The organism is Mesorhizobium sp. WSM4848, assembly GCF_055811375.1.
Map to the genome: position 1 here is coordinate 26630 of NZ_JBVVPX010000005.1, position 25015 is coordinate 51644.

28 protein-coding genes and 1 pseudogene are annotated in these 25015 nt (G+C 61.0%); 13 read left to right on the forward strand and 16 right to left on the reverse strand.

Annotated features, from left to right (window positions below; genetic code table 11):
- The 3 genes from AC0L16_RS06860 to AC0L16_RS06870 form a co-directional block, all read right to left on the reverse strand.
- Entirely contained in the window at positions 1-537 is a 537-nt protein-coding gene (locus AC0L16_RS06860; protein ID WP_473619782.1) for a lasso peptide biosynthesis B2 protein, read from the reverse strand.
- A 305-nt stretch (positions 538-842) separates the two neighbouring features.
- Positions 843-1667, reverse strand: a complete 825-nt coding sequence (locus AC0L16_RS06865; protein ID WP_473619783.1) for a L,D-transpeptidase — start codon at positions 1665-1667, stop codon at positions 843-845.
- 262 nt (positions 1668-1929) lie between these two features.
- Positions 1930-2592, reverse strand: coding sequence for a haloacid dehalogenase type II (locus AC0L16_RS06870; RefSeq protein ID WP_473619784.1), 663 nt, complete (start codon positions 2590-2592; stop codon positions 1930-1932).
- 158 nt (positions 2593-2750) lie between these two features.
- Here AC0L16_RS06870 and AC0L16_RS06875 point away from each other — a divergent pair, with 158 nt between their 5' ends.
- The 4 genes from AC0L16_RS06875 (at position 2751) to AC0L16_RS06890 (ending at position 5960) form a co-directional block, all read left to right on the forward strand.
- Positions 2751-3629, forward strand: a complete 879-nt coding sequence (locus AC0L16_RS06875; RefSeq protein ID WP_473619785.1) for a branched-chain amino acid aminotransferase — start codon at positions 2751-2753, stop codon at positions 3627-3629.
- A gap of 107 nt (positions 3630-3736) precedes the next feature.
- Positions 3737-4333 (forward strand): superoxide dismutase, encoded by a 597-nt coding sequence (locus AC0L16_RS06880; RefSeq protein ID WP_077382015.1) that lies wholly within the window; start codon positions 3737-3739, stop codon positions 4331-4333.
- Between the two features lie 223 nt (positions 4334-4556).
- Positions 4557-5000: a c-type cytochrome gene (locus tag AC0L16_RS06885; protein WP_473619787.1), complete on the forward strand. Its 444-nt coding sequence runs from the start codon at positions 4557-4559 to the stop codon at positions 4998-5000.
- Positions 5001-5009: 9 nt separating this feature from the next.
- A complete protein-coding gene (locus AC0L16_RS06890) occupies positions 5010-5960 on the forward strand; it encodes a cytochrome c (RefSeq protein WP_473619788.1) in 951 nt (316 codons plus the stop codon).
- 28 nt (positions 5961-5988) lie between these two features.
- On the opposite strand, the gene AC0L16_RS06895 is transcribed toward AC0L16_RS06890, so the two are convergent.
- Positions 5989-6372 (reverse strand): SET domain-containing protein, encoded by a 384-nt coding sequence (locus tag AC0L16_RS06895; RefSeq protein ID WP_473619789.1) that lies wholly within the window; start codon positions 6370-6372, stop codon positions 5989-5991.
- 163 nt (positions 6373-6535) lie between these two features.
- Positions 6536-8686, reverse strand: a complete 2151-nt coding sequence (locus AC0L16_RS06900; RefSeq protein WP_473619791.1) for a S9 family peptidase — start codon at positions 8684-8686, stop codon at positions 6536-6538.
- Positions 8687-8803: 117 nt separating this feature from the next.
- Between AC0L16_RS06900 and AC0L16_RS06905 the strand changes: the two genes are divergently transcribed.
- Complete coding sequence (locus tag AC0L16_RS06905; RefSeq protein WP_473619792.1) at positions 8804-9172, forward strand: SH3 domain-containing protein; 369 nt, start codon at positions 8804-8806, stop codon at positions 9170-9172.
- A 427-nt stretch (positions 9173-9599) separates the two neighbouring features.
- Entirely contained in the window at positions 9600-10025 is a 426-nt protein-coding gene (locus AC0L16_RS06910) for a Ros/MucR family transcriptional regulator (protein WP_023800837.1), read from the forward strand.
- Between the two features lie 144 nt (positions 10026-10169).
- Here the strand turns inward: AC0L16_RS06910 and AC0L16_RS06915 are convergent, their stop codons facing one another.
- Together AC0L16_RS06915 and AC0L16_RS06920 are read right to left on the reverse strand one after the other, a co-directional pair.
- Positions 10170-10598 (reverse strand): SufE family protein, encoded by a 429-nt coding sequence (locus AC0L16_RS06915; RefSeq protein WP_128172659.1) that lies wholly within the window; start codon positions 10596-10598, stop codon positions 10170-10172.
- A gap of 214 nt (positions 10599-10812) precedes the next feature.
- Positions 10813-11181 (reverse strand): DUF5330 domain-containing protein, encoded by a 369-nt coding sequence (locus AC0L16_RS06920; RefSeq protein WP_473619793.1) that lies wholly within the window; start codon positions 11179-11181, stop codon positions 10813-10815.
- A gap of 533 nt (positions 11182-11714) precedes the next feature.
- Between AC0L16_RS06920 and AC0L16_RS06925 the strand changes: the two genes are divergently transcribed.
- The 3 genes from AC0L16_RS06925 (at position 11715) to AC0L16_RS06935 (ending at position 14617) form a co-directional block, all read left to right on the forward strand.
- Positions 11715-13454 carry an ATP-binding protein gene (locus AC0L16_RS06925; RefSeq protein WP_473619795.1) on the forward strand — a complete coding sequence of 580 codons (1740 nt, stop codon included), beginning with the start codon at positions 11715-11717 and terminating at the stop codon, positions 13452-13454.
- Positions 13429-14193 (forward strand): peptidoglycan-binding domain-containing protein, encoded by a 765-nt coding sequence (locus AC0L16_RS06930; RefSeq protein ID WP_473619796.1) that lies wholly within the window; start codon positions 13429-13431, stop codon positions 14191-14193. The genes AC0L16_RS06925 and AC0L16_RS06930 overlap by 26 nt, the downstream gene beginning before the upstream one ends.
- A 76-nt stretch (positions 14194-14269) precedes the next feature.
- Positions 14270-14617, forward strand: coding sequence for a DUF1491 family protein (locus AC0L16_RS06935; protein ID WP_128247468.1), 348 nt, complete (start codon positions 14270-14272; stop codon positions 14615-14617).
- Positions 14618-14793: 176 nt separating this feature from the next.
- On the opposite strand, the gene AC0L16_RS06940 is transcribed toward AC0L16_RS06935, so the two are convergent.
- The 4 genes from AC0L16_RS06940 to AC0L16_RS06955 all read right to left on the reverse strand — a co-directional run bounded on the left by AC0L16_RS06940 (position 14794) and on the right by AC0L16_RS06955 (position 19753).
- Positions 14794-15801 (reverse strand): hypothetical protein, encoded by a 1008-nt coding sequence (locus AC0L16_RS06940; protein ID WP_473619797.1) that lies wholly within the window; start codon positions 15799-15801, stop codon positions 14794-14796.
- Between the two features lie 551 nt (positions 15802-16352).
- A complete protein-coding gene (locus AC0L16_RS06945; protein WP_473619799.1) occupies positions 16353-16901 on the reverse strand; it encodes a DUF1254 domain-containing protein in 549 nt (182 codons plus the stop codon).
- Positions 16894-17478 (reverse strand): DUF1214 domain-containing protein, encoded by a 585-nt coding sequence (locus AC0L16_RS06950; RefSeq protein ID WP_473619800.1) that lies wholly within the window; start codon positions 17476-17478, stop codon positions 16894-16896. Before AC0L16_RS06950 ends, AC0L16_RS06945 begins: the two co-directional genes overlap by 8 nt.
- A 115-nt stretch (positions 17479-17593) precedes the next feature.
- Entirely contained in the window at positions 17594-19753 is a 2160-nt protein-coding gene (locus tag AC0L16_RS06955; protein WP_473619802.1) for a transglycosylase domain-containing protein, read from the reverse strand.
- A 239-nt stretch (positions 19754-19992) separates the two neighbouring features.
- On the opposite strand from AC0L16_RS06955, the pseudogene AC0L16_RS06960 reads away from it, so the two are divergent.
- A pseudogene (locus tag AC0L16_RS06960) lies at positions 19993-20361 on the forward strand (trimethylamine methyltransferase family protein); the annotation flags it as partial.
- 20 nt (positions 20362-20381) lie between these two features.
- Here AC0L16_RS06960 and AC0L16_RS06965 read toward each other — a convergent pair.
- From AC0L16_RS06965 to AC0L16_RS06980, 4 genes are all read right to left on the reverse strand, one after another.
- Complete coding sequence (locus tag AC0L16_RS06965; RefSeq protein ID WP_473619803.1) at positions 20382-20543, reverse strand: hypothetical protein; 162 nt, start codon at positions 20541-20543, stop codon at positions 20382-20384.
- A 100-nt stretch (positions 20544-20643) separates the two neighbouring features.
- A complete protein-coding gene (locus AC0L16_RS06970; RefSeq protein ID WP_128184590.1) occupies positions 20644-21033 on the reverse strand; it encodes a hypothetical protein in 390 nt (129 codons plus the stop codon).
- 88 nt (positions 21034-21121) lie between these two features.
- Positions 21122-22741, reverse strand: coding sequence for a chaperonin GroEL (gene groL / locus AC0L16_RS06975; protein WP_077381979.1), 1620 nt, complete (start codon positions 22739-22741; stop codon positions 21122-21124).
- Positions 22742-22919: 178 nt separating this feature from the next.
- A complete protein-coding gene (locus AC0L16_RS06980; RefSeq protein ID WP_077381977.1) occupies positions 22920-23234 on the reverse strand; it encodes a co-chaperone GroES in 315 nt (104 codons plus the stop codon).
- Between the two features lie 245 nt (positions 23235-23479).
- On the opposite strand from AC0L16_RS06980, the gene AC0L16_RS06985 reads away from it, so the two are divergent.
- Both AC0L16_RS06985 and AC0L16_RS06990 read left to right on the forward strand, forming a co-directional pair.
- Complete coding sequence (locus AC0L16_RS06985) at positions 23480-23752, forward strand: hypothetical protein (protein ID WP_077381975.1); 273 nt, start codon at positions 23480-23482, stop codon at positions 23750-23752.
- The gene (locus AC0L16_RS06990) at positions 23749-24015 is read left to right on the forward strand and encodes a DUF1488 family protein (RefSeq protein ID WP_077381973.1); all 267 of its coding nucleotides are present in this window, start codon (positions 23749-23751) and stop codon (positions 24013-24015) included. Before AC0L16_RS06985 ends, AC0L16_RS06990 begins: the two co-directional genes overlap by 4 nt.
- Before the next feature lie 114 nt (positions 24016-24129).
- Here AC0L16_RS06990 and AC0L16_RS06995 read toward each other — a convergent pair whose 3' ends face one another.
- Positions 24130-24438 carry a hypothetical protein gene (locus tag AC0L16_RS06995; protein ID WP_473619804.1) on the reverse strand — a complete coding sequence of 103 codons (309 nt, stop codon included), beginning with the start codon at positions 24436-24438 and terminating at the stop codon, positions 24130-24132.
- Between the two features lie 138 nt (positions 24439-24576).
- Here AC0L16_RS06995 and AC0L16_RS07000 point away from each other — a divergent pair, with 138 nt between their 5' ends.
- Complete coding sequence (locus AC0L16_RS07000; RefSeq protein ID WP_077381971.1) at positions 24577-24987, forward strand: DUF3168 domain-containing protein; 411 nt, start codon at positions 24577-24579, stop codon at positions 24985-24987.
- The last annotated feature ends 28 nt before the right edge of the window (positions 24988-25015 follow it).

Sequence of the window (25015 nt, forward strand, 5' to 3'; positions counted from 1 at the left end):
TCAACCAAAATCGCGCTCGAATGCGGCAAAGCGCTCGCCAACATCGACCGTATCGTTAAGAACCTTGCCCCGGTATTCGACCCAGGCATGGGCTTCAAATTTGCCATCAGCCTTGCGCGTGCCGATGCGCAGTTCTCCTTCGATGCCTTGCCGGCGCAGCAAAAACCAAAGCGTCATGGAGCGCTTCAGGCAGTTGCCGGAATATGAACCACGATACGCGGCAATGGATACCAGACGAGCGGTCTCTTGCGCCTGTCCAAAAAAATCGGTCTCGCCAACCATTGAGTGAAGCCGGTCGGGGTTGCAAACCGCATCCGGAACGTTTGAAGGCGGCGGTGATTCACGAAGCGTGAGTGACGGGGTTGCAACCCCTCTCACGCTTCGAAGATCGCAAAGCCAGATCAGTATGTTTCTTGCACGTCGGAAACCAAACATCTGCAATAGCATTGCAGTGAACGGTAACAGCAACATTGCAGCGATCACCGTCCGGCGTTGTGCGGCCGTCAGGGCCAGAAATTTCTTCAATTGATTGGTCACTAGCGCCTGCGTTCGGTTAGGAACCGCTGATAACTGATCTGATCGCCAATTGTAACCGCTTGCACTCGGGCCTCTACCGAAATCCGATGCTCAGGCCAAAAGCATCGGACCGAAAAGTGGCTGCGCCGAAAGTCCACCGCTCCACGCTTTCAACCAGCTCAGAAACCGTTTGGAAACTCTACTCTGGCGGCCATCTGATGGCGTTTTCTGCGCTTCCGGTGCTCACGGACCCAAATGTCCGCTGCGCGCCGGTTCTCGAAACCACCACCATATGACTCGCCAGAGCGAATTTCGAAACAGTCTCTTCAGAAGATCGGGTCGGAGATCGCCCTTGCCGGGCCGAGCAGGATCGATCCTTCCGGGACCCCCGCATCGATTGGAATGGCTTTGCGGTCTGCCGTGGCAACCAGTTCCTGACCGACACCGGCGGTAACGATCACCGGCGTCTTGTTGGGCACACGGTCATAAAGGTCGATAATGTCCTGATTTATCAAGCGAACGCAGCCAGATGACACCGATTTGCCTATGGAAAACCACTCCGGCGAGCCGTGCAGGCGGTAAAGCGTGTCCTCGTTACCCTCGAAGAGATACAGCGCCCGCGCTCCGAGCGGATTGGTGAGCCCGCCGGGCATGCCGCCATTCTCGGCGCTGTATTTTGCGTGCTCTGGCTGGCGGGCGATCATTTCGGCCGGCGGCGTCCATTTCGGCCACTTCTGCTTCCACTGGACGACGGCATCGCCAGACCATTCGAAACCGGCGCGACCCAGCCCGACCCCGTAACGAATGGCTTGTCCGCCCGGACGCACGAGATAGAGGTGATGGCCGGCCGTATCGACGACGATGGTGCCGGGCCGTTGGCCGGTCGGATCGGGAACGATCTGACGCAGAAATTGCTCGTCGATTTTCTCGTAGGGTATGCCCGGCACCTCGAACCCACTGTCGCTGACCGGACCGTACATTGTTGCATAGTCCATGAGCGGCGGCTCGACATTGGCTGGCGGCGGCGGCTCGACAGGCCGGCCTGCCGTCGTGGCGCAGGCGGAAACCGCAATCGAGGCGGCGCCGAGCGCAGCGGCGTTGAGAAAGCCGCGACGGCTCAGGCGATAGGAGTCGATTTCGGTTGTGAACATCGTTGCCTTTTTTTTAAGTCTCATATCGAACAAAACATGAATACGCCAATCAGTACGGCGCGCCAGCCCTACCAATGCCTGGCGCGATAGGCGGTTCCGATTCTGGCCTGAGGGTGAACAAACAAAGGCAAAGCTGTGACGGTTCCGCCGCTGTTGCGCCGAGGCAACAGGCCACAGCGCCGCGCGTCAGCAAAGGAGGCTGTAGCACTTTTATTTTGCCTATGATCCTTTCCAAGAATCGATTCCGATTTGAGGTCATGTGTCAGCCTGGGGCGAGCAGGCCTTCGAGCGAGGGCAGGATCAGGGCCGGCGGAAAGTCCCGGTATTCCTCGGGCTGGTCGGAGCGGTTGATCCAGACTGTCCGGAAGCCGAATTTGGTGGCGCCGGCGATATCCCAGCGGTTGGATGACTGAAACGAGACCGCACCCGGATAGAGGCGCCAGCCTGTCGTGACCATGTCGTAGACCGACGGATCGGCCTTGAAGCGCTTGACGGCCTCGACGGAATAGATGTCGTCCAGAACCTGGTCGAGCGCGGCCGATTTGACCGCCGCTTCCAGCATTTCAGGCGAGCCGTTGGAGAGGATCGCCAGCTTGGCGCCCGACGCCTTGAGCGCTTTGAGCACGGCCGGCACCTCCGGATAGCAGTCCAGCCGCCAATAGGCGTCGAGCAGCTTGGCCCTCAGCCCCTTGTCCGCGGAGGGAACCTTGCGCAAGGCGAAATCCAGCGACTGTTCGGTGAGTTGCCAGAAATCGGCGTAGGCGCCCATCAGCGTCCTCACCCAGGAATATTCCAGTTGTTTGGCGCGCCAGATCTCCGACAGGATCTGGCCGTCCGGTCCGATCTGGTCGGCATGACGGCGTACGGCTGCGTGCACGTCGAACAGCGTTCCGTAAGCGTCGAAAACGTAAGCCGCATGTTGCATGGTGACAGTTTTGCGGCGAGGCAAGGCCAGGCGCAAGCACGGATTTGCAGTTCGCGTACCGCTGGCCTTAACAAATCTCGGCCAATTCGGTTGACGACAGACGCCAAAGCATCTTCCAATGGCGAGACAGGACAGCTTTTAAAACGCGGAACCAAACGATGACACTGGCGGCTGCGGCGCAATCCGCGACATGGACCTTCGTCGATGGCGACTGGCACGAAGGCAACGTCGCCATTCTGGGTCCGCGCAGCCATGCCATGTGGCTCGGCACCAGCGTGTTCGACGGCGCCCGCTGGTTCGAGGGCGTCGCCCCCGACCTCGACCGCCACGCCGCGAGGGTGAACGCTTCGGCGATCGCGCTTGGTCTCAAACCATCCATGAGCGCCGAAAAGATCGTCGGGCTGACCTGGGACGGGCTGAAGAAGTTCGACGGCAAGACGGCGGTCTACATAAGGCCGATGTACTGGGCCGAGCATGGTGGCTATATGGGCGTGCCGGCAGATCCGGCCTCGACCCGGTTCTGCCTTTGCCTCTACGAATCGCCGATGATCTCGCCGGCAGGCTTTTCTGTCAGCGTCTCGCCGTTCCGGCGCCCGACCATCGAGACCATGCCGACCAATGCCAAGGCCGGCTGCCTTTATCCCAACAATGGTCGTGCCATCCTCGAAGCCAAGATGCGCGGCTTCGACAACGCCCTGGTGCTCGACATGCTGGGCAATGTCGCCGAGACCGGAACCTCGAACATTTTCCTGGTCAAGGATGGCCATGTCCTGACGCCGGCGCCGAACGGCACGTTCCTGTCCGGCATCACCCGCTCGCGGACGATGACGCTGCTTGACGAGTATGGCTTCAAGACCATCGAAAAGGCGCTGTCGGTGCGCGAATTCCTCGAAGCGGACGAGATATTCTCGACCGGAAACCATTCGAAAGTCGTGCCGGTCACCCGCATCGAGGATCGCAGTCTCCAGCCCGGGCCTGTAGCGAAAAAGGCGCGCGAACTCTATTGGGAGTGGGCGCATTCGACTTCGGCCGGCTGACTGGCTAAAAAGCGAACCGGCGCTTCGTTCCGGAGTTGCTCCACACCAATCCAGACCTATGTTAGTCCGGTATCGACACCGGATTTTTTCCACGAGGAGTACGACCGATGGCTTTTGAATTGCCCGCCTTGCCCTATGACTACGAGGCCTTGCAGCCTTACATGTCGAAGGAGACGCTGGAGTATCACCACGACAAGCACCACAAAGCCTATGTCGACAACGGCAACAAGCTGGCTGCCGAAGCCGGGCTCGGCGATTTGTCGGTCGAAGAGGTTGTGAAACAATCCTTCGGCAAGAACCCCGGGCTCTTCAACAATGCCGGCCAGCATTACAATCACATCCACTTCTGGCAGTGGATGAAGAAGGGCGGCGGCGGCAACAAATTGCCAGGCGCGCTGCAAAAGGCATTCGACAGCGATCTTGGCGGCTACGACAAGTTCAAGGCCGATTTCATCGCCGCCGGAACCACCCAGTTCGGCTCGGGCTGGGCTTGGGTTTCGGTCAAGGACGGCAAGCTGGCGATCTCGAAGACCCCGAACGGCGAGAACCCGCTGGTCCATGGCGCGACCCCGATCCTGGGCGTCGATGTCTGGGAGCACTCCTATTATATCGACTATCGCAACGCCCGGCCGAAATATCTCGAAGCCTTCGTCGACAGTCTCATCAACTGGGACCATGTCCTTGAGCTCTATGAAAAGGCGTAGGCCCGACTGAGCTGCAGAAAAGCCCCGGCAAAACCGGGGCTTTTCTGTGTGGGCCAAAGGGTTGGCCGCCCTTTTCCAGCACAGAAACGACCGTCGCGAAAATTCACACAAGCGTGAGGCGAATTTCCGGAATTTTCAAGCCACCCCGGAATTTTCAAGCCATTCTTGCCGTTATCGATCAGTCGGACCTTCACCCGAACATCTTCACCATGGAGCCAGTTGAATGAGAAAGCTTATCCTCGCCATCTCGATGCTCGCCTTCGCCGGTTCGGCGGCGTTTGCCGATCCGATCCAGGAGCGGCAGGCCATTATGAAGGAACGTGGAAAGATCGCCGGCCAATTGTCGAAAGTCGTCAAGGGCGAAACGCCTTACGACGCAGCGGCCGTGCTGGCGGCGTTGAAGGCGCTGGAGGCCAACGCCGAGAAATTCCACGCCAACGTCGAGACTCTCTTCCCGGCTGGCAGCGACACCGGCGACACCACCGCTGCCCCAAAGATCTGGCAAGATATGGCCGGCTTCAAGGCGGTGGAAGAGAAATATCTCGCCGACGTCAAGGCTGCGGCGGCCGCGGCTCCTGCCGACGTCGATGCCTTGAAGGCGGGGTTCAACACCATAGGCGGTGACTGCGGCACCTGCCACCAGACATACAGGATAAAGAAGGGCTGATAGCGGGCGATGCGCCTGCTGAAAAAACTCGTCGGCGCCGCTCTCATTCTGGGAGCCGCCGGCGCGGTCGCCGGCTGGTTCCTGTCGGCGCCGGTCAGGCTCGACACCGAGACCCTGGCGCAACTCGGCCCCGGCGATGCCGCCAGGGGCAGGCGCATTTTTTATGCCGGCGGCTGCACGTCCTGTCATGCGAAGCCAGGCTCGCAAGGCGATGCCCGTCTTCAACTGGCCGGCGGTCTCGAACTCAAGACGCCGTTCGGCATCTTCGTGCCACCGAACATTTCGCAGGATGACAAGGACGGTATCGGCGCCTGGTCGGTCGAAGATCTCGCCAATGCCATGCTGAAGGGCGTGTCGCCGAACGGCGAGCACTTCTATCCGGCGTTTCCCTATGCGTCCTACGCACGCATGAAACCGGCCGACATTGCCGATCTCCATGCCTTCCTGAAAACGCTTCCGGCGGTCGCCAACAAGGCGCCGCCCAATTCGCTGGGATTCCCGTTCAACATCCGTCGCGGCATCGGGCTGTGGAAACGTCTTTATTTGAGTGACCAGCCAGTGGTCTCCTTCCCCGATGGCACGCCGGATCCGGTGACGGTCGGCCGTTACCTGGTCGAAGGGCCCGGCCATTGCGGCGAATGCCACACGCCGCGCGATTTTGCTGGCGGCACCAGGAAGAGCCAATGGCTGGCGGGGGCCGCGGCTGCCGAAGGCAGCGGCATCGTGCCGAACATCACCTCGGGCGAAGGCGGGCTCAGTGACTGGTCGGAGGCCGACATCGCCTACTTTCTGGAAACCGGCTTCACCCCGGATTTCGATTCCGTCGGTGGCGCCATGGTCGATGTGCAGAGAAACATGGCCGAGCTGACGCCCGAGGACCGGGCGGCAATATCAGCCTATCTCAAGGCCATACCGCCGCATCCCAGCTTATATCCGGCGCGCAAGCAGCCAGCGAACTGATTCCGGGGACCGGACGGGTGGCGGCGCGTCAGCGGTCGCCGAGGAAATCGAAGCCGGTTTCAAAGAAATGATTGTAGTTGCAGGTCATTTCCTCGCCGGGCGCGATGTCGCGCAATGCATATGTCTCCTCGGGCGAGACGACGTCGCAATTCGGGTCATCGGCGTGGTTCATGAAGCGGGCGTCGTCGGCTTCGAAGACGACGAAGTTTGGATCGCGCCGATCGGGATAGGAATAGCGATCGAGATAGGCTCTAACCGGCCCGGTTTCGCGCTCATAGACATCGACAGGGATGCGCCGGTCGTAATTGGGATCGAGCTTCCAGACCAGTGTGCCGCGGGGAATGTGGTTCTTGGCAAAGACACCGATGCCCTGGATGGGCGATTTGTCGAGATAAACGTCGACGAGCAACATGGCGGACCCTTGACGTGACTGGATGATTTGGGTGGCGCGGCTGCGAAAAGCCGCGCACGGGGTAGCGCGCGGCCATCGCAATTGCGAGCGGAAAATCGATCACACCTGACCCGGAATCGGAATCGATTTCCCGCTGGTGGGGATGGTGCGCAAGATCAAGCTCCTACAGCGCAGTTTGTGCGTCCAAAAGAGTCGGCGGCGCTGTTGTGGCAAGGTCGGCCTTGCCCGCCACCGTCAGCGCAAACGCATAGGTGAAGGCGATTTCCTCGAGCCTGGAAAACCGGCCGGATGCGCCGGCATGACCGGAGTCCATATTGATCTTGAACAGCACCGGATTGTCGCCGATCTTGCGGTCGCGCAGCCGCGCCACCCACTTGGCCGGCTCCCAATAGGTGACACGCGGGTCGGTGAGGCCGGCAAGCGCCAGGATCGGCGGATAGTCGAGTGCGGCGACATTGTCATAGGGCGAGTAGGCGGCTATCGTTCGGTAGTCCTCCTCCGAGGCGATCGGGTTGCCCCATTCGGGCCATTCCGGCGGCGTCAGCGGCAAGGTCGCGTCGAGCATGGTGGTGAGCACGTCGACGAACGGAACCTCGGCGACAATTCCGCCGAAGCATTCCGGCGCCATATTCGTGACGGCGCCCATCAGCAGGCCGCCGGCCGAGCCGCCCTGAGCGACGATGCGGTCATGTTGCGTATAGCGTTCGGCGACGAGGTGGTGGGCGACTGCGATGAAATCGGTGAACGTGTTCATTTTGTGCGCCCGCTTGCCATCGTCGTACCAGCCATAGCCCTTGTCCTTGCCGCCGCGGACATGGGCAATCGCGTAGACGAAGCCGCGATCGACCAGTGAAAGCAAATTGGTATTAAAGGCGGCCGGGACCGTGATGCCATAGGAGCCGTAGCCGTAAAGCAGGCAAGGCGCTGACCCGTCGAGCGGCGTGTCGCGATGGTGAATGAGCGAGATCGGCACCAGTTCGCCGTCGGCTGCGGGCGCCATCAGCCGCCGCGTCACGTAATGGTCCGGGTCGTGACCGGACGGAACTTCCTGGGTCTTCAGCAGCACGCGCTCGCGGGTCCGCATGTTGTAGTCGAAGACCTGCGCCGGCGTTGTCATGGACGAGTAGGAAAAGCGCATGATCTCGGTATCATATTCATAGGATCCCGACAGGCCGAGTGAGAAGGCTTCCTCATCGAAGGAGATGAGGTGTTCCTCGCCACTATTGCGGTCATGCACAACGATGCGCGGCAGGCCTTCCTTGCGCTCAAGCCTGACCATGTGGTCCTTGAAGCCGATCACCGAAAGGATCAGCCGGCCCGCTTCGTGCGGCACCAGCTCCTGCCAGTTGGCGCGCACCGGGTCGTTCGCCGGCGCAGTCATGATCTTGAAATCCTTGGCGCCGTCGGCGTTGGTGAGAATGAAGAAGATATCGCCGCCTTCTTCGAGGTCGTATTGCAGGCCGGTCTCGCGCGGAGCAACCAGCTTCGGTTCGGCGAACGGCTCGCGGGCGCTCATGATGCGATATTCCGAGGTCTCGTGGTCGTTGATGCCAACCATGATCCACTCGTTGGAGCGTGTGCCGCCGACATTCATGAAGAAGCCTGGATCGGTTTCTTCGTAGATCAGCCGGTCGTTCTCAGGACTGTCGCCAAGGGTATGGAACAGCACCTTGGAAGGACGGTGGTTGGGATCGAGGCGGGTGTAGAAAAATCCGTCATTTCCGGCATCCCACACGCCGCCGCCACCGGTATCCGGAATCCTGTCGGCCAGATCTTTGCCGTCGGCGAGATCGCGGACGCGAAGCGTGTAGAATTCGGAACCCTTGTCGTCGAAGGCCCACAGAAGCTTGCGGTGGTCGGTCGAATGGTCGACACCGCCGAGGCGGAAATAGGCCTTGCCTTCGGCCTCGAGATCGCCGTCGAGCAGGATCTCTTGGTCGCCGCCGTCGCGCGGCGTGCGGAAATGACGCGGCTGCTCGCCGCCAAGCTTGAAGGATGACCCATAGGCATACGACCCATCCTTCATCGGCACGGACGAATCGTCCTCCTTGATGCGGCCCTTCATCTCCTTGAAAAGCTGCTTCCGCAGCTGGGCGGTGTCGGCCATGAGCGCTGCCTGATGGGCGTTCTCGGCTTCGAGATGGGAGCGGATCTGCGCGTCGAGCAGCGACGGATCCCTGAACATCTCTTGCCAGTTGTCGGCTCTCAGCCAGGCATAGTCGTCCGTCCGGGTCACTCCATGATGCAGATCGAAGACCGGTCGCTTCTCTGGTTGCGGCGGGCTGACAGTCGGAAATGCTGGGGTTCGGGTCATTGCGTCTCGCTGTGGAAGTTATTTGAATGGAGAATGAACACGCCGATCAGCGCAGGTTCAAGGGCCGGGGTAGATTTTGCGCCGGGCTCAAGAAGATGAGCCGGAGGAGTGAGAAAAATGAAGTTCCGTTTTCACGCTGCTGCGGCTTTCGCCGTCGCTTCGACAGCCTTGGCCTTTATCGGTCAATCTCATGCAACCGTGTTCGCAGCTTGGCAAGTGACCAACGTCCCATTTGGCGACACGCTCAACGTGCGCAAGTATCCGGCGGGATCGTCCCAGAAGCAGGCCGCCTATCCCAACGGTGCGGTTTTGCAGATGACCGGGAGATGCACCGGCGGCATAAACTTACTCGACATCGGCAAACAGCCAGTTTGGAAGCAGGAACAGAAGATCCGCTATCGCTGGTGCGAAGTCTGGCACGATCCGGCACAGAGCGGCAATTTCGTCACCGGCTGGGTCTACGGAAAATACATCACCCCACAGTGATGTATCGGTGCCGGTCGCGGTGCTGATTTCCTGCTTGCCGGCAAACAGCAAATCGCAACCTATGGTTTTGTAGATTCTAAAAACAACCAGATAGCCCGCGCCACAACCAAGCATAGCCAAGCATTGAGATTTTTTTACTGGCTCTCATGGATGTAACGGCAGCTTGACCGGGCGTCCGCCGCTGCTGGTCTGCCGAGAAAATATCGCAAAGTTGCAGAGTGCACGAAAGGTTGAAGCTGATCGTCGAATATTTTATTGCCGCTGATGAATACAGCGCAAGAAGCGAATTGACTTACTTGGTTTAGTGGCTCATTAGGATGCTGCGACGCGAATCGCAGAGGCTCTTTCCTGCAAAAATTTCGCGCGATGCCCGACCTATCAAAAATAGGGCGCAGGTAGAAACAACTCACGTTGGGGCTAGGAAGCCATGGATATTATCGAAACACCTTCCAGAAATAGTGATGCGCTGATCGAATTGACGGCCGACGTCGTAGCCGCCTATGTCAGCAACAATCCGGTGCCGGTCGGCGAGCTGCCGAGCCTCATCGCCGATGTCCATGCCGCCCTCGGGCGCGTGGGCGGGGCCAGTGAACAGCCTCCTGCCGACAAGCAGAAGCCGGCAGTAAACCCGAAACGCTCCGTCCATGACGACTACATCGTCTGTCTTGAAGACGGCAAGAAGTTCAAGTCGCTGAAGCGTCACTTGATGACCCACTACGGTCTGACGCCCGACGAGTATCGTGAAAAATGGGGCCTGGACGCAAGCTACCCGATGGTTGCTCCCAACTATGCTGCCGCCCGCTCACAGCTCGCCAAGAAGATGGGTCTCGGCCGCAAGCGCAAGGGGCGCTGATACCGGCTCTCTTCCCAACCTGGGTTAGATGATCAGCGGCGCCTCCGGGCGCCGTTTGATGTTGGGGCGATGCTGGGCAATCGATATGCGTTGCGACATGTGCGGCTCCCGGTCATGTCGGGCCATCGCGCGCTGTTCGTCTGATCAGGCGGTCTGCTTCAAGGCCGCCTCGGCATCGCGCTTGATGCGCTTGACCATGGAACGAAGACCATTGGCGCGTTGCGGCGACAGGTGCTCGTCGAGGCCAAGTGCCTTCAGCGTGGCTTCCGCGTCGGTTTTCTGGATCTCGCTGGCGGGTCGTCTGGAAAACAGCGCGAGCATGATAGCGACGAGGCCGCGCACGATATGCGCGTCCGAATCACCGGCGAAGGTGACGACTGGGTCGGGGCCTGGTCCATATTGGGTCGTCAGCCAGACCTGGCTGACGCAGCCCGGCACCTTGTTGGCGGGGTTGCGTTCCTCGTCGGGAAATGGCGGCAGGGCCTCGCCCAATTCGATCACATAGCGATAGCGGTCTTCCCACTCGTCAAGCAGGGAGAAGTCGTCGCGGATCGTTTGGATCGTCGTGGTCATAGTCCGGATATAATCATCCGGCGACGCCGCGTCACGGAAAAAGAGGAAAAACACTTAGTCGTACAATGCATGTCGCGCAAAAGTGTGCAGCGGTTTTGCGAGAACGACATGCATAAAACAACAAGCTAAAGCGCGTCGCGTGAGGCCGGTCAAATGCGACGCGCTTTAGGGGCGGACGGCCTGCGGGCTGTGACAGATGCGCTGAAAAAATATCTCAGTTTTTCGCCGGCAAGTGGACTTTGGCCGGCAAGTGCACTTTGGCCGGCAAGATGGGGTCTTCGGACACGCTGCCGGTCGTTGTCGCCGTGTCGGGTTCGGCGGTCTTGTCGTCCAACATGGCAGCCGCGATCTTGGCTGTCTCCTTGGCTCGGGCGCTGATCGTGTGCATTGCGGACTTGCCGGTCTCGCAGACGTCGGGCTTGCGCTCGCATATGCCGGCAATGTCGCCGACGGCTTCGCGTGCCGCAAACAACGCCTGGATCGGCCCGACGCTTTGGTGGCCTGTCTCGTCGGAGCCGACATTCAGCGGCAGCGCCAGAAGCACCAGCGAAAACCAGAAAGCCATTCTGATCAGAAAGCCCATCTGTATGCCCTCATTCGTGACCGGATCATGCGTTCGTGCGACATGACCTCTTTATGGATACGATAGTGGCATGGACGCGCAAAGGACGGCTTGCCCGGTCAGCGAAAATTTTCCTCAAATTTTAGGCAAATTCGAAACCAAGCATTTTGCAATGGATTTGTCTCAAATCCAGCCGATTTTCTTCACTTAAGCTTAACCATCTATCCAGCTGTTTTCCTTATGTATTTTCCAGAAGTGCGGCTTACCGGGGGCGATTGTCAGAGGCGGAAGGGCGGTTCGCCTGGATAACGCTCCATTTACTATGGCCGCAATTGCCAAGGTTTGGCGGCGCCGGCCTCCCAATATCTGCTTCGGGCCGGGCATTGAGCGGTCCTGCCTTATCCATTCCTTAAACGCTGGATGCGAGTTTCAGATCGACAAAAGCAATCTGCGAAGCAGGGCTGTTCACGACCAGGTGCGAGTGCGTTGAGTTGAGTTCGATAAGGGCCAGATACGTTGAGTTGCCCGGCGCGATGGCCGCCGGTTGTGAACGTATGGTTCATCCGTCGGTCCTCGGACAGAACGACCGCCGGTGCCAGAGGCGGTTTATCGGTGTCATGCTGGCCGCACCGTTCTTTGCTGCGGGCGCAGCAGTCACGCTGGTCACCTCGGGCATGGGCGTGGCCGTGACCATGGCTGCGATCTTTGCGACATTCGGCCTCTGCTGGTTTGCTGCCTTGCTGGTGGCGGCATCGGGCAAGATGGCGTTCGCCGGCCAGGTCGCCCTGGTGATGGGCAGTCTTGCTCTTGCCGGTGTCATTGCCGCCGCGGGCGGGATGGCCTCGCCGGTCGCCATGCTTGTCGTGGCGTTGCCGTTCGAAGCCTGGTGGATCGGCGCGTCTCGTCGCGCTGCACTCTGGGGTGCCGTATCCGCATGTGTCGCTATCCTGCTGCAGGCTTTTGCCGGTTCTGTCTTCCCGTTCGGCCCGGCGGTAACAGCCGCTTGGCATTGGCTGCTGCCGCTGGCCTGGGCGTTCACCCTGGTTCCCCGCGTCGCAGCGCCTGGCAGCCCGGCCGGCGCGCAGCTTGATCCGGCGACCGACGACCGGCTCGAGAACATCATCGACGCCGTTGTCCTGCGGGCCGGCAGGCATGGCGAGGTTCTGGATGCGTCGGCAAAGGCGCGCACGATCCTGAAGCTGCAGCCGGAGCTGCTGTTCGGTACCGGCCTGTTCGACCGTATCCATCTGTCCGATCGCGTCGCATACCTAAGCGCGCTGGCCGACATGCGCGATGGCGCGCCGGCGCGCCGGCTGGATCTTCGCGTCCGGCTGCCGCAAAACGGCAATGGCCCGACGGCGGACAATTACCGGCCGTTTTCGCTTGAACTCGCCCGGGGGGAAGAGCAGCAGGACGTCCTCACGCTCATCCTGCGCGAAAACGACGAACTCGCTGGCTTGCGCGAAGAGCTTGCCGCTGCGAAAGAGGCGGCCGCGTCTGCCGAAGTGGCAAAGGGACGGTTTCTGGCGATCGTCAGCCACGAACTTCGCACGCCGTTGAACGCCATCATCGGTTTTTCCGACATGCTGCTGCATGAGATGTTCGGCGCCTTCAAGGATCCGCGCCAGAAGGAATATGTCGGCCTGGTCAAGGAGTCCGGCCAGCATTTGCTTGCCGTCGTCACCTCGATACTCGACGTATCGAGGATCGAAGCCGGCGCCTACGCAACCGAGCCGGAACCATTCCGATTCGTGGAAGCGGTCGAAATGTGCCAGTCGATGATGCGCTTGCAGGCCGAGGCAAAGAACATCGATCTACAGGCCCAGATCGCACCGGATGCGGGCGAGATAAACGCCGACCGTCGTGCCGTGCAGCAGATACTCATCAACCTCGTCTCCAACGCCATCAAGTTCACGCCCGATGGCGGCGATGTCGTCGTCGGCGCCAAGCGGATCGGCTCGCGACTGCATTTCTGGGTCAGGGACACCGGCATCGGCATCGCCGAGGAAGACTTTGCCAATCTCGGCAAGCCGTTCACGCAGATCCAGAACGACTATACGCGCCGCTTCGAGGGGACCGGGCTCGGCCTGTCGCTGGTGAAGGGTCTGGTGGCGCTGCACGAGGGCACGATGTCGATCGAAAGCATGCCGGGGGAGGGCACCACGGTCACGATCAGTCTGCCGGTGAACGGACCGAAAGGACGTTCGAACGAAAAGCCCGGCGTACTGCCGATACCTGCGGCCAAGGCGGAGACGAAAGGGGACAGGCATGGCTCGCTCCGCAAAACAGCCTAAGGCGGTCAAGCGCCGCGGCAATGCCTTCCAACGCAGCGCAGTCGCCCTCGGCAGCCGGATTTCACGCAATCCGGTTCTGGTTGGTGGTTCGACCGCCTTCCTGGTGACACTGTTCTACGTCTCGGCGAACGCTTTGTGGTATCAGCCTTTTCCTCATGCCGGCGCGTTTTTTGCGACCAGGAGCATGGAGGGCTTTCCTCGAGCCGGCGCCGACGAGCCTGAAACCACCATCAACATCGTGCGGCCGGACCCGGCCCCGATCAAGAGCGATCCGGTCGTCGAGCGGGTCCAGGGCATATTGAAGGATCTGGATTTCTATTCCGGCACCGTCGACGGCATTTCCGGCCCCAACACGCTTAAGGCCATCCAAGCCTATCAGCAGAAGGTCGGGCTCAGCGCTTCCGGCGAGGTCGACAGCGTTCTGCTCGATCAACTGGGCGCCACGCCAACCGCCTCGACGGTCGTGCCGCATCCGGCACCCCGTCCAGACGACACGGCCGCGATTCCCGTCTCGGCGTTGCCGGCAGATGCGCCGGCGCAGGCACCCGACGCCCGCATCATCAAGATCCAGGCCGGATTGAAGGCATTCGGCAATGACGACATGCAGCTCGATGGCGTGGTCGGGGCCCGCACCAAGGCAGCGATCAGGGAGTTCCAGTCGCTGTTCGGGCTGCCTGAGACCGGCGAGCCCGACGAGGTCGTCTACGTCAAGATGCGCGAGATCGGCCTGACCAACTGATGGTCGCAGGGCGGTTTTGGTTTCACCCAAACGCAAAGCGCTCTAAGTACCGTCCGATGTCGTCCAGAATGCTGCCATGCGCGTAACCACCGATCTGTGGGTGTCGGCCCTGTTGCGCCGGGTTTTCGGCGCCGGCGGCTTTGCCGCCGTGGTCAAGCGCGGCGCAACCGAGGCCGGCGCCGTCTTCGTGTTGGCGCGTGGCCGCATGGGCGAGATTGCCTTGTTTGGCCCGGCGCCGCAGACGAGCTACGATTCAGCCAAACCCGACGACCGTTACTTCAGTCTGCTCGGCGCCGGCGACGATGCCGCCGTCTTTGACGCGCGACTGGAAAGGGAGAAGAAATTCGATCCCGACATCTGGGTCGTAGAGATCGAGGCCGGCTCTGTTCCCGTCGAGGAGCTTATTTCCGTCAAGTCGCAATAGCGATATGCATGAAAGACAAAGGCTTAGAGCGTTCGCTTGAATCTCTTTTCAGGCGCGACGCGCCGAATGCATGTCGCGCAAAAGCATGCCCTCGGGCCTGACCCGAGGGTGTGCAGCGGTTTTGCCATAACGACATGCATGAAAACAACAACCTAAAGCGCGTCGCATGAGGCCGGTCAAACGCGACGCGCTTTAGGGCTGGCGGCAGTATTGTCGCTGTCCGCTTTCCGGACGCCGGCGTTTGCCGCGATCGGTCCGGCATTGCGAATGGCCTTCGACAGTGTCTCGGCTTTCCAGCCGCGTAGCTTGTCCAGCGCTGCGTCGCGATGCAGCAGCCGATAGCGGTCGAGAAAGGTGCGGATGCCCTGCGGATGCGAAAACTCTGTGGGATAGACGGCGGCGGTGATCAGGAACGCCCGCTCTTCGCCGAGATCGAGCGCGCGCAGGGCGGCCAGCAGCGACGTGTAGTTCTGGTTCGCGGTGAGCGACCGCGCCGTTGAAAAATCGATCTTGAGCGCGTCGGCCAGTGCTGTCTGGAAGAATGCGGCATTGCCGGTCAGCGCCGTCTCGCGCAGTTTGACATAGGTGTTAGCACCGGCGAACGGATTGATCGTCGCGCCGCCGCTCTTGGCATCACGCATCATCGACCGCAGCCCGCGCCGTGCATTCTCGGCGGCGGCGCCGGGCACCTGCTGGCCGTCGGCGACGACGTCGGCGCTTTCGGGCACCGTCTTGGCGTTCGCCTCAGGCTGCCGCACGCTCACCAGCGTCGGCTTTTCAAGCGCTCTGATCAGGTGGGCGATGGTCGGGTTCAGATCCTTGCGGCGCGCAATGGCGCGCGCATGCGGCAGGCCATGCCGGCCGATCAGCGCGATGAGGTCGATATCGCTGAGCGCGCGCGAGCGGATGAGCAGCGGCGCGGCAACGTCGACCGGCTCCTCGCAAAGCCGCCGGACCAGCGCAGCGGGCGCGTATTCGCATTCGGAAAGGGCGGCGGCGACGTAGCGGCGCGATTCGACCGACACATCGGCGAAAAGCGGAAGCGTCAGATCCTCAAGTTGCGCGATCTCCCGGCGCGAAGGGCGGGTGAGCGAACAGAACGCCGACACCGTGGCGCGGAACAGCCTTTCGGCCTTTCCCGATTCAGCCCGTATAGCGATTTGCCTGAAATCCGCAGATGACACGAAGGATACGCCTGACACTCGACACAATCTGGACCATGCTCGACCGGGACTGTGTCGGTTTCGCATCTGCCACGGGTCAGGACTTCCTGACCTTGGAACAAAGATCAAATTAGCGGCGATCCGTTAGCGTTCCGTTAACCTACTGGCTCCTTAATCAGATTGGAGGCGTTGCGTTGTGCTCCGGGGCAACCGAGAGGAATGCACGAACCATGGGCATGGTACTGTCTTTCGTGCCGCGAACGGCGGCAACCAAACGAGCAGAACGAAACACCGGAACGCCGGCGGCGGTGATCATTTTCCCCGGCGTCCGCTACGAGCAACCGCCACTGACGGGCGAGACGCGGCCAAGCGCCGGTCCGGACAAGCCGGGTTCGTCAAGGACGATGCCGGGGACGTCGGGGACGTTGCCTGTCCCGCATCATTAAAGCGCGTCGCGGCTGAATGGATTCGCCGCGCCCTGCTGGGCGCGCAAAGGATGCTCTATCCCTTGAATGAGCGCCGCGGCGGCTCGCAAGGCATGGGCCGCAACCGGCGGCATATTTCGGTTGACGTCAGTAGTCCTGCAGCTCGCAGGAACTCTGCTCGAGAAACCGCGACACGGTCGGCTTCCAGCTGTCGTCGGGCACGAAGGAGCGGATGACGAACATGCCTTCGTCGATGGGCGCTTCGACGAAGATTGCCTCTTGCAATTCCTCCGGGAGATCCTTGCGGATCTCGATCATCTGCGCCGGCGTCAGTACGATACTGTCCAGCACCTTTTCGGTCGCACTGTGGTCGTTGAAGGAGTAGATGTTATGGCCGCTGCGGTCATAGACCGATACGGACCAGAACGGGACGATTCCCGGCGCCTTCACCCGAACCATCCCATCGGACAGATCGAAGCGGCAAGCCGCAGCATAAAACAGCGGATCGACGGATTTCACCACTGGCGTACCGCCGGCCTCAGCGTCCAGCCTGGTCATCCGATAAAGGTTGGAGGCCATGGCGAGCCGCGACCAGGCATTGCGTTCGGAAAATTCCGGGACGAGCAGCAGCACGATGATGTGTACGATGCCGGCGCCAAGCAGGCCGAGCAAGATCGCGTGCAGCAGCCTACGCATTACAGCCGACCTTTACGATCTGCGGCAGCGTGACATCCGAAAGGCCCGTGCTGCTGGCGATCGGCGTGTCGTAGAATGTCAGCACCAGATACATCCGGCCGAAGCCGTCGGAAAGCAGCCAGTTGCCCGGCGCGGGGCGGTTGCTGACGGAAATAACCACGGAATTGTCGGGCTGGCGCAGCACCTGGTAGGACTGAAGTGCCGCAAGCCTTGGCTTGCCGGTCTCGACCACGCCGAGCGACCGATCGGCGGCATAGAGGGTCCAGAACCGGGCTGTGGGAAATCCGCCTTCGATTTCATAGGCGCATTGGCGTTTCAATAGTTCGCCATCGGAATCGCGTTCGGCGACAAACGACAGGCCTTCTGCCTGCCCGAGTGCAAGGACACCCTCGCGCGCCACGCGGGCTTTCGAATAAGCATCCGCCGCCTGCGTGCCGATATCGGGAAACGCCGTCCATTGGCCGATCCTGATCGCGCCAATGCCATCCTGCGTCTTGAGCGCGTACCAGACGCTGCCGCCGCCGCCGCCGATGGCTATGGCAAGCGCGAAGAGCGTCAGGAATGCGTTTTTGAGCATGAAGAGCCGCGGGCTAGAGGAGTGCCGCTCGGGGATATCGCGGGGCAGGGGGCCATGGCAAGCGGACCTCTGCGGAATTGCGGTGCGAGGGATGGCCTGGCCCGTCGTGCCGGCATCAAAGCGCCGACAGGGTCTCCGGCGTCGCAGGCGCGTGGAGGACGGGCGCCGACTGGAACAGCCTTGTGATGTCCCTGAGCGCCCGCGTCGTCTGGCTGGACAGCACCGGCGGGCGCTCGGCAGCGGTGTCGGCCGCCGCCTGCTCGGCATTCTTCTTTTCCGCTTCCTCGGCCTTGGCGGCGATCTCTTCGTCGACGAAGGGATGGTCGAGACCGGGGATCGGCTTGAGGTCGATGTTCTGGTGCGCATAGACCATCAGCCGCTGCCAAACCATCGCCGGCAGCGAGCCGCCGGTCATGTTGTTGGTCGGGGTGAAGTCGTCATTGCCGAGCCAAACGGCAGCCGTGTAGTTGCCGGTAAAGCCGACATACCAGGCGTCGCGGTAAGACTGCGTAGTGCCGGTCTTGCCGGCCGAAACGATATTGGGAAGGGCAGCGCGCCGCGCCGTCCCCATCACCGGCACCGCGGCCAGCATGGTGTTCATAGATTTCAGCGCCTGTTCCGAGAGCACACGGCGCGGCGGCGGCGCATCCTTGGCGAAATCATAAACCACCTCGCCGGTACGGGTGACGAGTTGGGTGATGCCATGCCGGGAGCCGACAAAGCCATTTTGTGCGAACACGCTATAGCCTGTCGCCTGGTCCATCACGGTCATGCCCGATGTGCCGAGCACCATCGTCTTGTGCGATTCGAGCGGCGATTCGACGCCCATGGCTTCCGCCATCGCCTTGATCGGCTTGATGCCGAGATGATTCTTGGCCAGCCGCACCGGCACGGTGTTGACCGATTTGGCCATCGCCGTGATCAGCGTGACCTTGCCGGCCCGTCCGTCATTGTAATTGTGCGGCGACCAGGCACCCCAGGAGATCGGCGCGCCGGAAACGACGGAGTCCGGCGTGAAGCCGTGCTCCATCGCCGTTGCGTATACGTAGGGTTTAAACGATGAGCCGCTCTGGCGCAGCGCCTTGGTGGCGCGGTTGAACTGGCTGGCACCGTAGTCGCGGCCGCCGACGATCGCCCTGACTGCGCCATTGGTTTCGATGACGACCATGGCGCCTTCGGTGACGTTGTATTCCTTGCCGAACTGGCGGAGATGGAATTCCATCGATTCTTCCGCCGCCTTCTGGATGTTGGCGTCGAAAGTGGTGTGGGCGACCAGCGAATGCTGGCCGGACTTCGCGGCGATCTTCTTGACCTCGTCGAATGCCCAGTCGAGGTAGTAATCCGGGCTCTTTTGCTCGCCGCGGTCGACGATTTCAGCCGGATGCAGCCGCGCCGGCAGCACCTGACCCTCGCTCATGAAGCCGCCTTCGACGAGATTCGACAGCACTACATTGGCCCGCGCCCTGGCAGCAGGCAGGTTGATGTGCGGCGCGTATTTGGTCGGTGCCTTGAACAGGCCGGCCAGCATCGCCGCTTCGGCGAGGTTCACATCCTTGACGCTTTTGCCGAAATAGAAATCGGCGGCCGCTTCGATGCCGAACGTGCCGCCGCCCATATAGACGCGGTCGAGATAGAGCTGCAGGATCTCCTTCTTCGACAGATTGGCCTCGAGCCACAGCGCCAGGAAGGCTTCCTTGACCTTCCGCTCCAACGTCCGTTCATTGGTCAGGAACAGGTTCTTGGCCAGCTGCTGGGTGATGCTCGAGCCGCCCTGCACCACGGAATTCGCCCGCACATTCGCGAAGATCGCGCGCGAAAGGCCGAGCGCGTCGATGCCGTAGTGATCGAAGAAACGCCGATCCTCGGTGGCCAGCACCGCCTTGATGACCTGGTCGGGCATCTCGTCGACCGGCACCGAATCGCGCTGGATGATGCCGCGCTGGCCGATCTCGTTGCCGTAGCGGTCGAGGAAGGTGATGGCGAAATCGCCCTGGGCGCGCCAGTCGCCGGCGGTTTCCTGGAAGGCCGGCAAGGCGAGCGCCAGCATGACGACGATACCGCCGGCGCCGAGTGTGAAACCTTCGCTCAACAGTTCGATGATGCCGCGGCGCCAGCCGGAGACGCGGAAGCGCCGGAAAAAAATGGTGGCCGCTTCCCAGAACCGGCGCGCCTTGAAGCCGATCTCGTAGAGCGAGGAATCGAACCACGCATCCGCCGCCAGCAGTCTTGCGGCAATCGGACCCCTTCTCTTGCGTGATTTCAAAGGACTGGCCATTCCAAGATCCGGCTGCGGCTACGCCTCCCACTGAGAAACTGCTTGCGGGCAATTTCAGGGCGGCACCAGACTATTTGTCCATTTTGGCCTCGCTCACAAGGGCGGGGGGCTTTCGCGGTACAGTTTGTTGATACCAGGGTCGGGCCTGCCACCTCCGCCACCTCGTGCCCGCTTACTGCGCCGCGATAAAGCGCATGAAATTGGCTCCTGGCCTGTGAAACTGCGCAGATAGGCGGCGAGAGAAGCTGATCACCGATGTCGAGGCGCTGCAGACCATCGCGGAACTCTGCGTGGCGACGCCCGGCGACGAGGCCGCGATCGGCTTCGAGGCTATCGCCGAAGTGCAGCCGGGCGGGCATTTCTTCTCGGCCGGACACACAATGGCGCGCTACCGCACCGCTTTCTACGAACCGCTGGTCGCCGATTGGTCGAATTTCGGCAACTGGACTGAGGCTGGGTCAAGAACCGCCACGGAGCGCGCCACCGGCATCTGGAAACGGCTGCTGGCCGATTTTCGGCCGCCGGCTTGCGCCGCTGCCACATCAGGGGTTCTCGACGAATTCATTGCGCGGCGCACGGAAGAGGGTGGCGCAGCACCGGTTTCGTGATGTAGTTCAGCGAGCGCGCGTTACATGGGGCGCTTGTCGCCTGCCTTCTGCGGGTCGCGGCGGATCGTGCCGACGTCGGCTTTCCTGTGCTTGTCGGCAAGCCTGCGAATGCGATCGAAGCGGCTTTCCTCGGCCACCTTGGTCTTTACTACAGCATTTGGCTTCGGGACGAATGCAATCATGGATCGATCTCCTTGCCGACGGCTGCGCGCCGGGGAATGCCCCGGCGGCTGTCTTTCAGGCTCTCGTCAAGAGCACGTTCTCTCCGAGAGGTCGAAGATGTTAGGTGGCGAGAGCGACCGCGCAGCTTTGCGCACCCAGCCTGTCGGGCGAGGTTTTTCCGGGCATGGTCGCCCAGCCGCCCGTCTCGATGAACTGCCGCTTCTTGTAGCTGTCGGTTATGGCCTTGAACTCGACAAGTTTGGCGGCCGCGTCGGGCGCCGTATTGAAGCGATCGACGCAGACCGCCGAGGCCAGTTCGCCGCGCGCCGTATCGCCGGCGGTGGCCGCCAGCGCGCGTGAGGTGCCGCCGGTCACCCAGCCGCCCCAGTTGAAACCGATGATCAGCGTGGCGACGAAGGTTGCAGCGCATGCCCACAAAAGCGTGGATTTGGCCGGCTGGTAATCTTCCCATCGACGCGCGAGAGATGGCTTGCTGCTTTGTGTGGCCACGGACAGTTCCTTCCTGGTTGATGTTGGGATCGGTCGCCCGGCCTTGCTGAGGCCAGGCCTTGCAGGGCCTATTTACGGGAGGGGGTGGTCAGTAGCCGCCCATGCCGGCCGAAGGCGCAGCGTCTTTTGCTGGAATGTCGGTGATCATGGCTTCCGCGGTGATCAGCAGCGCCGCGATCGACCCGGCATCCTGCAACGCGGTCCGCACCACCTTTGCGGGATCGACGATGCCGGCCTTGATCATGTCGACATAGGTCTCGTTCTGGGCGTCGAAGCCCTGATTGTGATCCTTGCTGTCCGTGAGCCTGCCGACAACGATCGAACCTTCGACGCCGGAGTTCTCGGCGATCTGGCGGATCGGCGCTTCGAGCGCTCTCGACACGATCGAAATGCCCGCCGTCACATCGGCATTGGCTCCGGTCAGCCCGTTCAGTACGGCCTTGGCGCGCAGCAGCGCGACACCGCCGCCGGGAACGATGCCTTCTTCCACTGCCGCGCGCGTGGCGTTCAGCGCATCGTCGATGCGGTCCTTCTTTTCCTTGACCTCGGACTCGGTCGCGCCGCCGACGCGAATGACCGCGACGCCGCCGGCGAGCTTAGCCAGCCGCTCCTGCAGCTTCTCCTTGTCGTAGTCGGAGGTGGTTTCCTCGATCTGCCCCTTGATCTGCTGGACACGCGCCTGGATCGTGGCCTTCTCGCCGGCGCCGTCGATGATCGTCGTCGTGTCCTTCTCGATCAGCACGCGCTTGGCGCGGCCTAGCATGTCGATGGTGATGTTTTCGAGCTTGATGCCGAGGTCCTCCGAAATCATCTGGCCGGCGGTGAGCACCGCGATGTCTTCCAGCATCGCCTTGCGGCGGTCACCGAAGCCCGGCGCCTTGACGGCCGCAACCTTGAGGCCGCCGCGCAATTTGTTGACGACCAGCGTCGCCAGCGCTTCGCCTTCGACGTCCTCGGAGATGATCAGCAGCGGCTTGCCGCTTTGCACCACGGCTTCGAGGATGGGAAGCATCGCCTGCAGATTGCCGAGCTTCTTTTCATGGATGAGGACGTAAGGGTCCTCCAGCTCGGCGCGCATCTTCTCGGCATTGGTGACGAAATAGGGCGAGAGATAGCCGCGGTCGAACTGCATGCCCTCGACGACGTCGAGTTCGGTGTCGGCGGTCTTGGCTTCCTCGACGGTGATGACGCCGTCATTGCCGACCTTGTCCATCGCCTTGGCGATCATGGCGCCGACGGTGGTGTCGCCATTGGCGGCAATGGTGCCGACCTGCGCGATTTCACCGGAAGATTTGACCTTCTTGGCGCGTGCCTGGATTTCCTTGACGACAGCGGTAACGGCAAGGTCGATGCCGCGCTTGAGGTCCATCGGGTTCATGCCGGCGGCAACGAATTTGGCGCCCTCGCGCAAGATGGAAGCGGCAAGCACCGTGGCGGTGGTGGTACCGTCGCCGGCAAGGTCGTTGGTCTTCGACGCCACTTCGCGCACCATCTGCGCGCCCATGTTCTCGAACTTGTCGGCAAGCTCGATTTCCTTGGCTACCGCCACCCCGTCCTTGGTGATGCGCGGTGCGCCATAGGCCTTGTCGATGACGACGTTGCGGCCCTTGGGGCCGAGCGTCACCTTGACGGCGTTGTTGAGGATTTCGACACCGCGCAGCATGCGGTCACGCGCATCGGTGGAGAATTTGATTTCCTTGGCAGACATGATTTTTCATCCCGTTTGTGTGTGGAGTGGGCCCGTTCGCTTTGGAACCAGAAAGACTTCGGCATTCCGCCTGAAGCATCGGCTCGAAAATCGGAATCGATTTTCGGAAAAGCACGATGCGTAGATTCAAAAACTTGGAGCGTCCTTTGCGCGTCCAAGAGGACGCGCGGCGCTCCAATCAGGCGGCCTTCTTGGCAGCGATGGTCTTCTCGATGATGCCCATGATGTCGGCCTCCTTCATGATCAGAAGGTCCTCGCCATCTATCTTGACCTCGGTTCCCGACCATTTGCCAAACAGGATGAGGTCGCCGGCCTTGACGTCGAGCGCGATCAGCGCGCCGCTTTCGTCACGCGCGCCCGGCCCGACGGCGATCACTTCGCCTTCCTGCGGCTTTTCCTTGGCATTGTCGGGAATGATGATGCCGCCCTTGGATTTGGTGTCGCTTTCGGCGCGCCGAATGACGACGCGATCGTGGAGGGGCCGGAATTTCATGGGAACTCTTTCTGGGGCCGGCTTAGGCGGCCGCTCCCTTCTATAGGCCCGTTGGCACTCGATTGATAGGAGTGCCAAAAAATATTCATGCTCTGTCGGAAACTATTGAATAGTATTTTTTTGCTGTTTCATTTTCAGAATTTCGACCAATTCAAAATAATCTGGAAGTTGAATTTTTTGTTCCGAGTTCCTATTTTAGATGGGAAATTCACTTTCATAATCTCAGTCAAAAGGAGATTTTATCGATGGCGGAAGTTAGCCAGAACATCATGGAAAAAGCTGAAGCGCGCTTCATGGAGAAGCAGAAGAAAACCGCGGAACGCAACCAGGCAACGGCCGAATATGTTTCCGAGGCCAAGGCCAGGACCATTAAGACGGCAAGATTGCGGGCGTTGCGGCTGGCCAAGGAAGAGGCCGACCGCGCCGCGGAGGCCCTCAATCCCGTCGCCCCCAAGAAAAAGCGGGCGTCGCGGGCGGTCAAGAAAGCAGACGTTGCATCAACGGAGGTCAAGTCATGAGCCTGACATTTCCCAATCGAAGCCGCAGCTACGACGAGGCGGGCAAACGCATCCGCTTCGTCGGCCATGACGGCATGTTCCAGATTTCCTTCTCTGTCGCCACTGATGCCATCTCGAAGGCACCATCAGAGGCACCAACTGCTGAAGCCACCTATCTGGCGGCGTTCGACACCGCCTCCAGTTCCATCCATGAAATCGCCAGAAATGCCTATGCCCGCACTCGCAAGAGCATATATGTGCTGACCGCGGCCGATTTTCGCTAAATCCCGAGCGGCTGCGCTATCGGGGCCAATACGCCAGATTCCAACCTAGGCGCAAATGCCGCCTGAGGCAGGCCGGCATCATTTTCGTTTCCACCCCGATCGAATGTCGATTGGTTAGGCCTGCGTAATGAAGAGCACCATCGCCAGTATAACAACCGTCCACACAACGACGGACAGCTTCAAGGCCAGGCCACCGTGTGAAGACAGAACCTCCCGCATGCGGGTCGCTATGCTCCCCATGCTCTTCGACATGGTCGGCGCCGCCGCAATTACGACTGGCGGCTTGATTCCGAGCTTTCCAAAGACAGGCAGCAGCGATGGCTCGCGCACGAAACGACCTCGAATGTCCGGAGCAACAAACACCTCCATAACACCGTTTTTCAAACGCCTTGCATGCCAAATGAGGAGGCGCGGGTTGGCCACCCGACATTCCTGACGCGAGGAGGCCGCGGCATGGAGATGCCGTGATCTGGCGCCAGAACGTCAACGCGGCTACGCTGCAAGCAGGAATCGCTGACGGCGTAAAGGCCTGTTTAGCCGTGACGGGCGAGGGAGAAAACAATGACCGCGCCGGCTGCCGCGTTGCAGAAGGCCTTGTTCCAAGCGCTGGACGCTGACGGTTCCCTGTCAGCGGCATTGGGCGGCGCAAAACTATTCGACCATGCCCCGGAAAACATCCCGTTTCCCTATGTGACGTTCGGCCGGACCAGCGTCTATGACTGGGTAACCGGCAGGGAGAACGACGCCGAGCAGCTTTTCACTCTGCATTTCTGGTCGAAATCCGAGGCCAGGAAAGAAATGCTCGACGTGATGGACATGGTCAGCGCCCGCCTCCAGGATGCGGCGCTGGCGCTCGACGAGCATCACCGCGTCAATCTCAGGCTCGAATTCACCGAGGTCCGTTACGACGAGGATCTTTCAGCCTGTCACGGGCTGCTGCGCTTTCGCGCCGTGACGGAAGAAAACGCCTGACGCGCTTTCAATATGGCTGCAACACAGT

What these genes read in the sequence shown, in the direction of transcription:
- AC0L16_RS06865 (WP_473619783.1), bottom strand. Translation starts at nt 1,667, where the DNA reads ATGTTCACAACCGAAATCGACTCCTATCGCCTGAGCCGTCGCGGCTTT.
- AC0L16_RS06870 (WP_473619784.1), bottom strand. Translation starts at nt 2,592, where the DNA reads ATGCAACATGCGGCTTACGTTTTCGACGCTTACGGAACGCTGTTCGAC.
- AC0L16_RS06875 (WP_473619785.1), top strand. Translation starts at nt 2,751, where the DNA reads ATGACACTGGCGGCTGCGGCGCAATCCGCGACATGGACCTTCGTCGAT.
- AC0L16_RS06880 (WP_077382015.1), top strand. Translation starts at nt 3,737, where the DNA reads ATGGCTTTTGAATTGCCCGCCTTGCCCTATGACTACGAGGCCTTGCAG.
- AC0L16_RS06885 (WP_473619787.1), top strand. Translation starts at nt 4,557, where the DNA reads ATGAGAAAGCTTATCCTCGCCATCTCGATGCTCGCCTTCGCCGGTTCG.
- AC0L16_RS06890 (WP_473619788.1), top strand. Translation starts at nt 5,010, where the DNA reads ATGCGCCTGCTGAAAAAACTCGTCGGCGCCGCTCTCATTCTGGGAGCC.
- AC0L16_RS06895 (WP_473619789.1), bottom strand. Translation starts at nt 6,372, where the DNA reads ATGTTGCTCGTCGACGTTTATCTCGACAAATCGCCCATCCAGGGCATC.
- AC0L16_RS06900 (WP_473619791.1), bottom strand. Translation starts at nt 8,686, where the DNA reads ATGACCCGAACCCCAGCATTTCCGACTGTCAGCCCGCCGCAACCAGAG.
- AC0L16_RS06905 (WP_473619792.1), top strand. Translation starts at nt 8,804, where the DNA reads ATGAAGTTCCGTTTTCACGCTGCTGCGGCTTTCGCCGTCGCTTCGACA.
- AC0L16_RS06910 (WP_023800837.1), top strand. Translation starts at nt 9,600, where the DNA reads ATGGATATTATCGAAACACCTTCCAGAAATAGTGATGCGCTGATCGAA.
- AC0L16_RS06915 (WP_128172659.1), bottom strand. Translation starts at nt 10,598, where the DNA reads ATGACCACGACGATCCAAACGATCCGCGACGACTTCTCCCTGCTTGAC.
- AC0L16_RS06920 (WP_473619793.1), bottom strand. Translation starts at nt 11,181, where the DNA reads ATGGGCTTTCTGATCAGAATGGCTTTCTGGTTTTCGCTGGTGCTTCTG.
- AC0L16_RS06925 (WP_473619795.1), top strand. Translation starts at nt 11,715, where the DNA reads ATGGTTCATCCGTCGGTCCTCGGACAGAACGACCGCCGGTGCCAGAGG.
- AC0L16_RS06930 (WP_473619796.1), top strand. Translation starts at nt 13,429, where the DNA reads ATGGCTCGCTCCGCAAAACAGCCTAAGGCGGTCAAGCGCCGCGGCAAT.
- AC0L16_RS06935 (WP_128247468.1), top strand. Translation starts at nt 14,270, where the DNA reads ATGCGCGTAACCACCGATCTGTGGGTGTCGGCCCTGTTGCGCCGGGTT.
- AC0L16_RS06945 (WP_473619799.1), bottom strand. Translation starts at nt 16,901, where the DNA reads ATGCGTAGGCTGCTGCACGCGATCTTGCTCGGCCTGCTTGGCGCCGGC.
- AC0L16_RS06950 (WP_473619800.1), bottom strand. Translation starts at nt 17,478, where the DNA reads ATGCTCAAAAACGCATTCCTGACGCTCTTCGCGCTTGCCATAGCCATC.
- AC0L16_RS06955 (WP_473619802.1), bottom strand. Translation starts at nt 19,753, where the DNA reads ATGGCCAGTCCTTTGAAATCACGCAAGAGAAGGGGTCCGATTGCCGCA.
- AC0L16_RS06965 (WP_473619803.1), bottom strand. Translation starts at nt 20,543, where the DNA reads ATGATTGCATTCGTCCCGAAGCCAAATGCTGTAGTAAAGACCAAGGTG.
- groL (WP_077381979.1), bottom strand. Translation starts at nt 22,741, where the DNA reads ATGTCTGCCAAGGAAATCAAATTCTCCACCGATGCGCGTGACCGCATG.
- AC0L16_RS06980 (WP_077381977.1), bottom strand. Translation starts at nt 23,234, where the DNA reads ATGAAATTCCGGCCCCTCCACGATCGCGTCGTCATTCGGCGCGCCGAA.
- AC0L16_RS06985 (WP_077381975.1), top strand. Translation starts at nt 23,480, where the DNA reads ATGGCGGAAGTTAGCCAGAACATCATGGAAAAAGCTGAAGCGCGCTTC.
- AC0L16_RS06990 (WP_077381973.1), top strand. Translation starts at nt 23,749, where the DNA reads ATGAGCCTGACATTTCCCAATCGAAGCCGCAGCTACGACGAGGCGGGC.
- AC0L16_RS07000 (WP_077381971.1), top strand. Translation starts at nt 24,577, where the DNA reads ATGACCGCGCCGGCTGCCGCGTTGCAGAAGGCCTTGTTCCAAGCGCTG.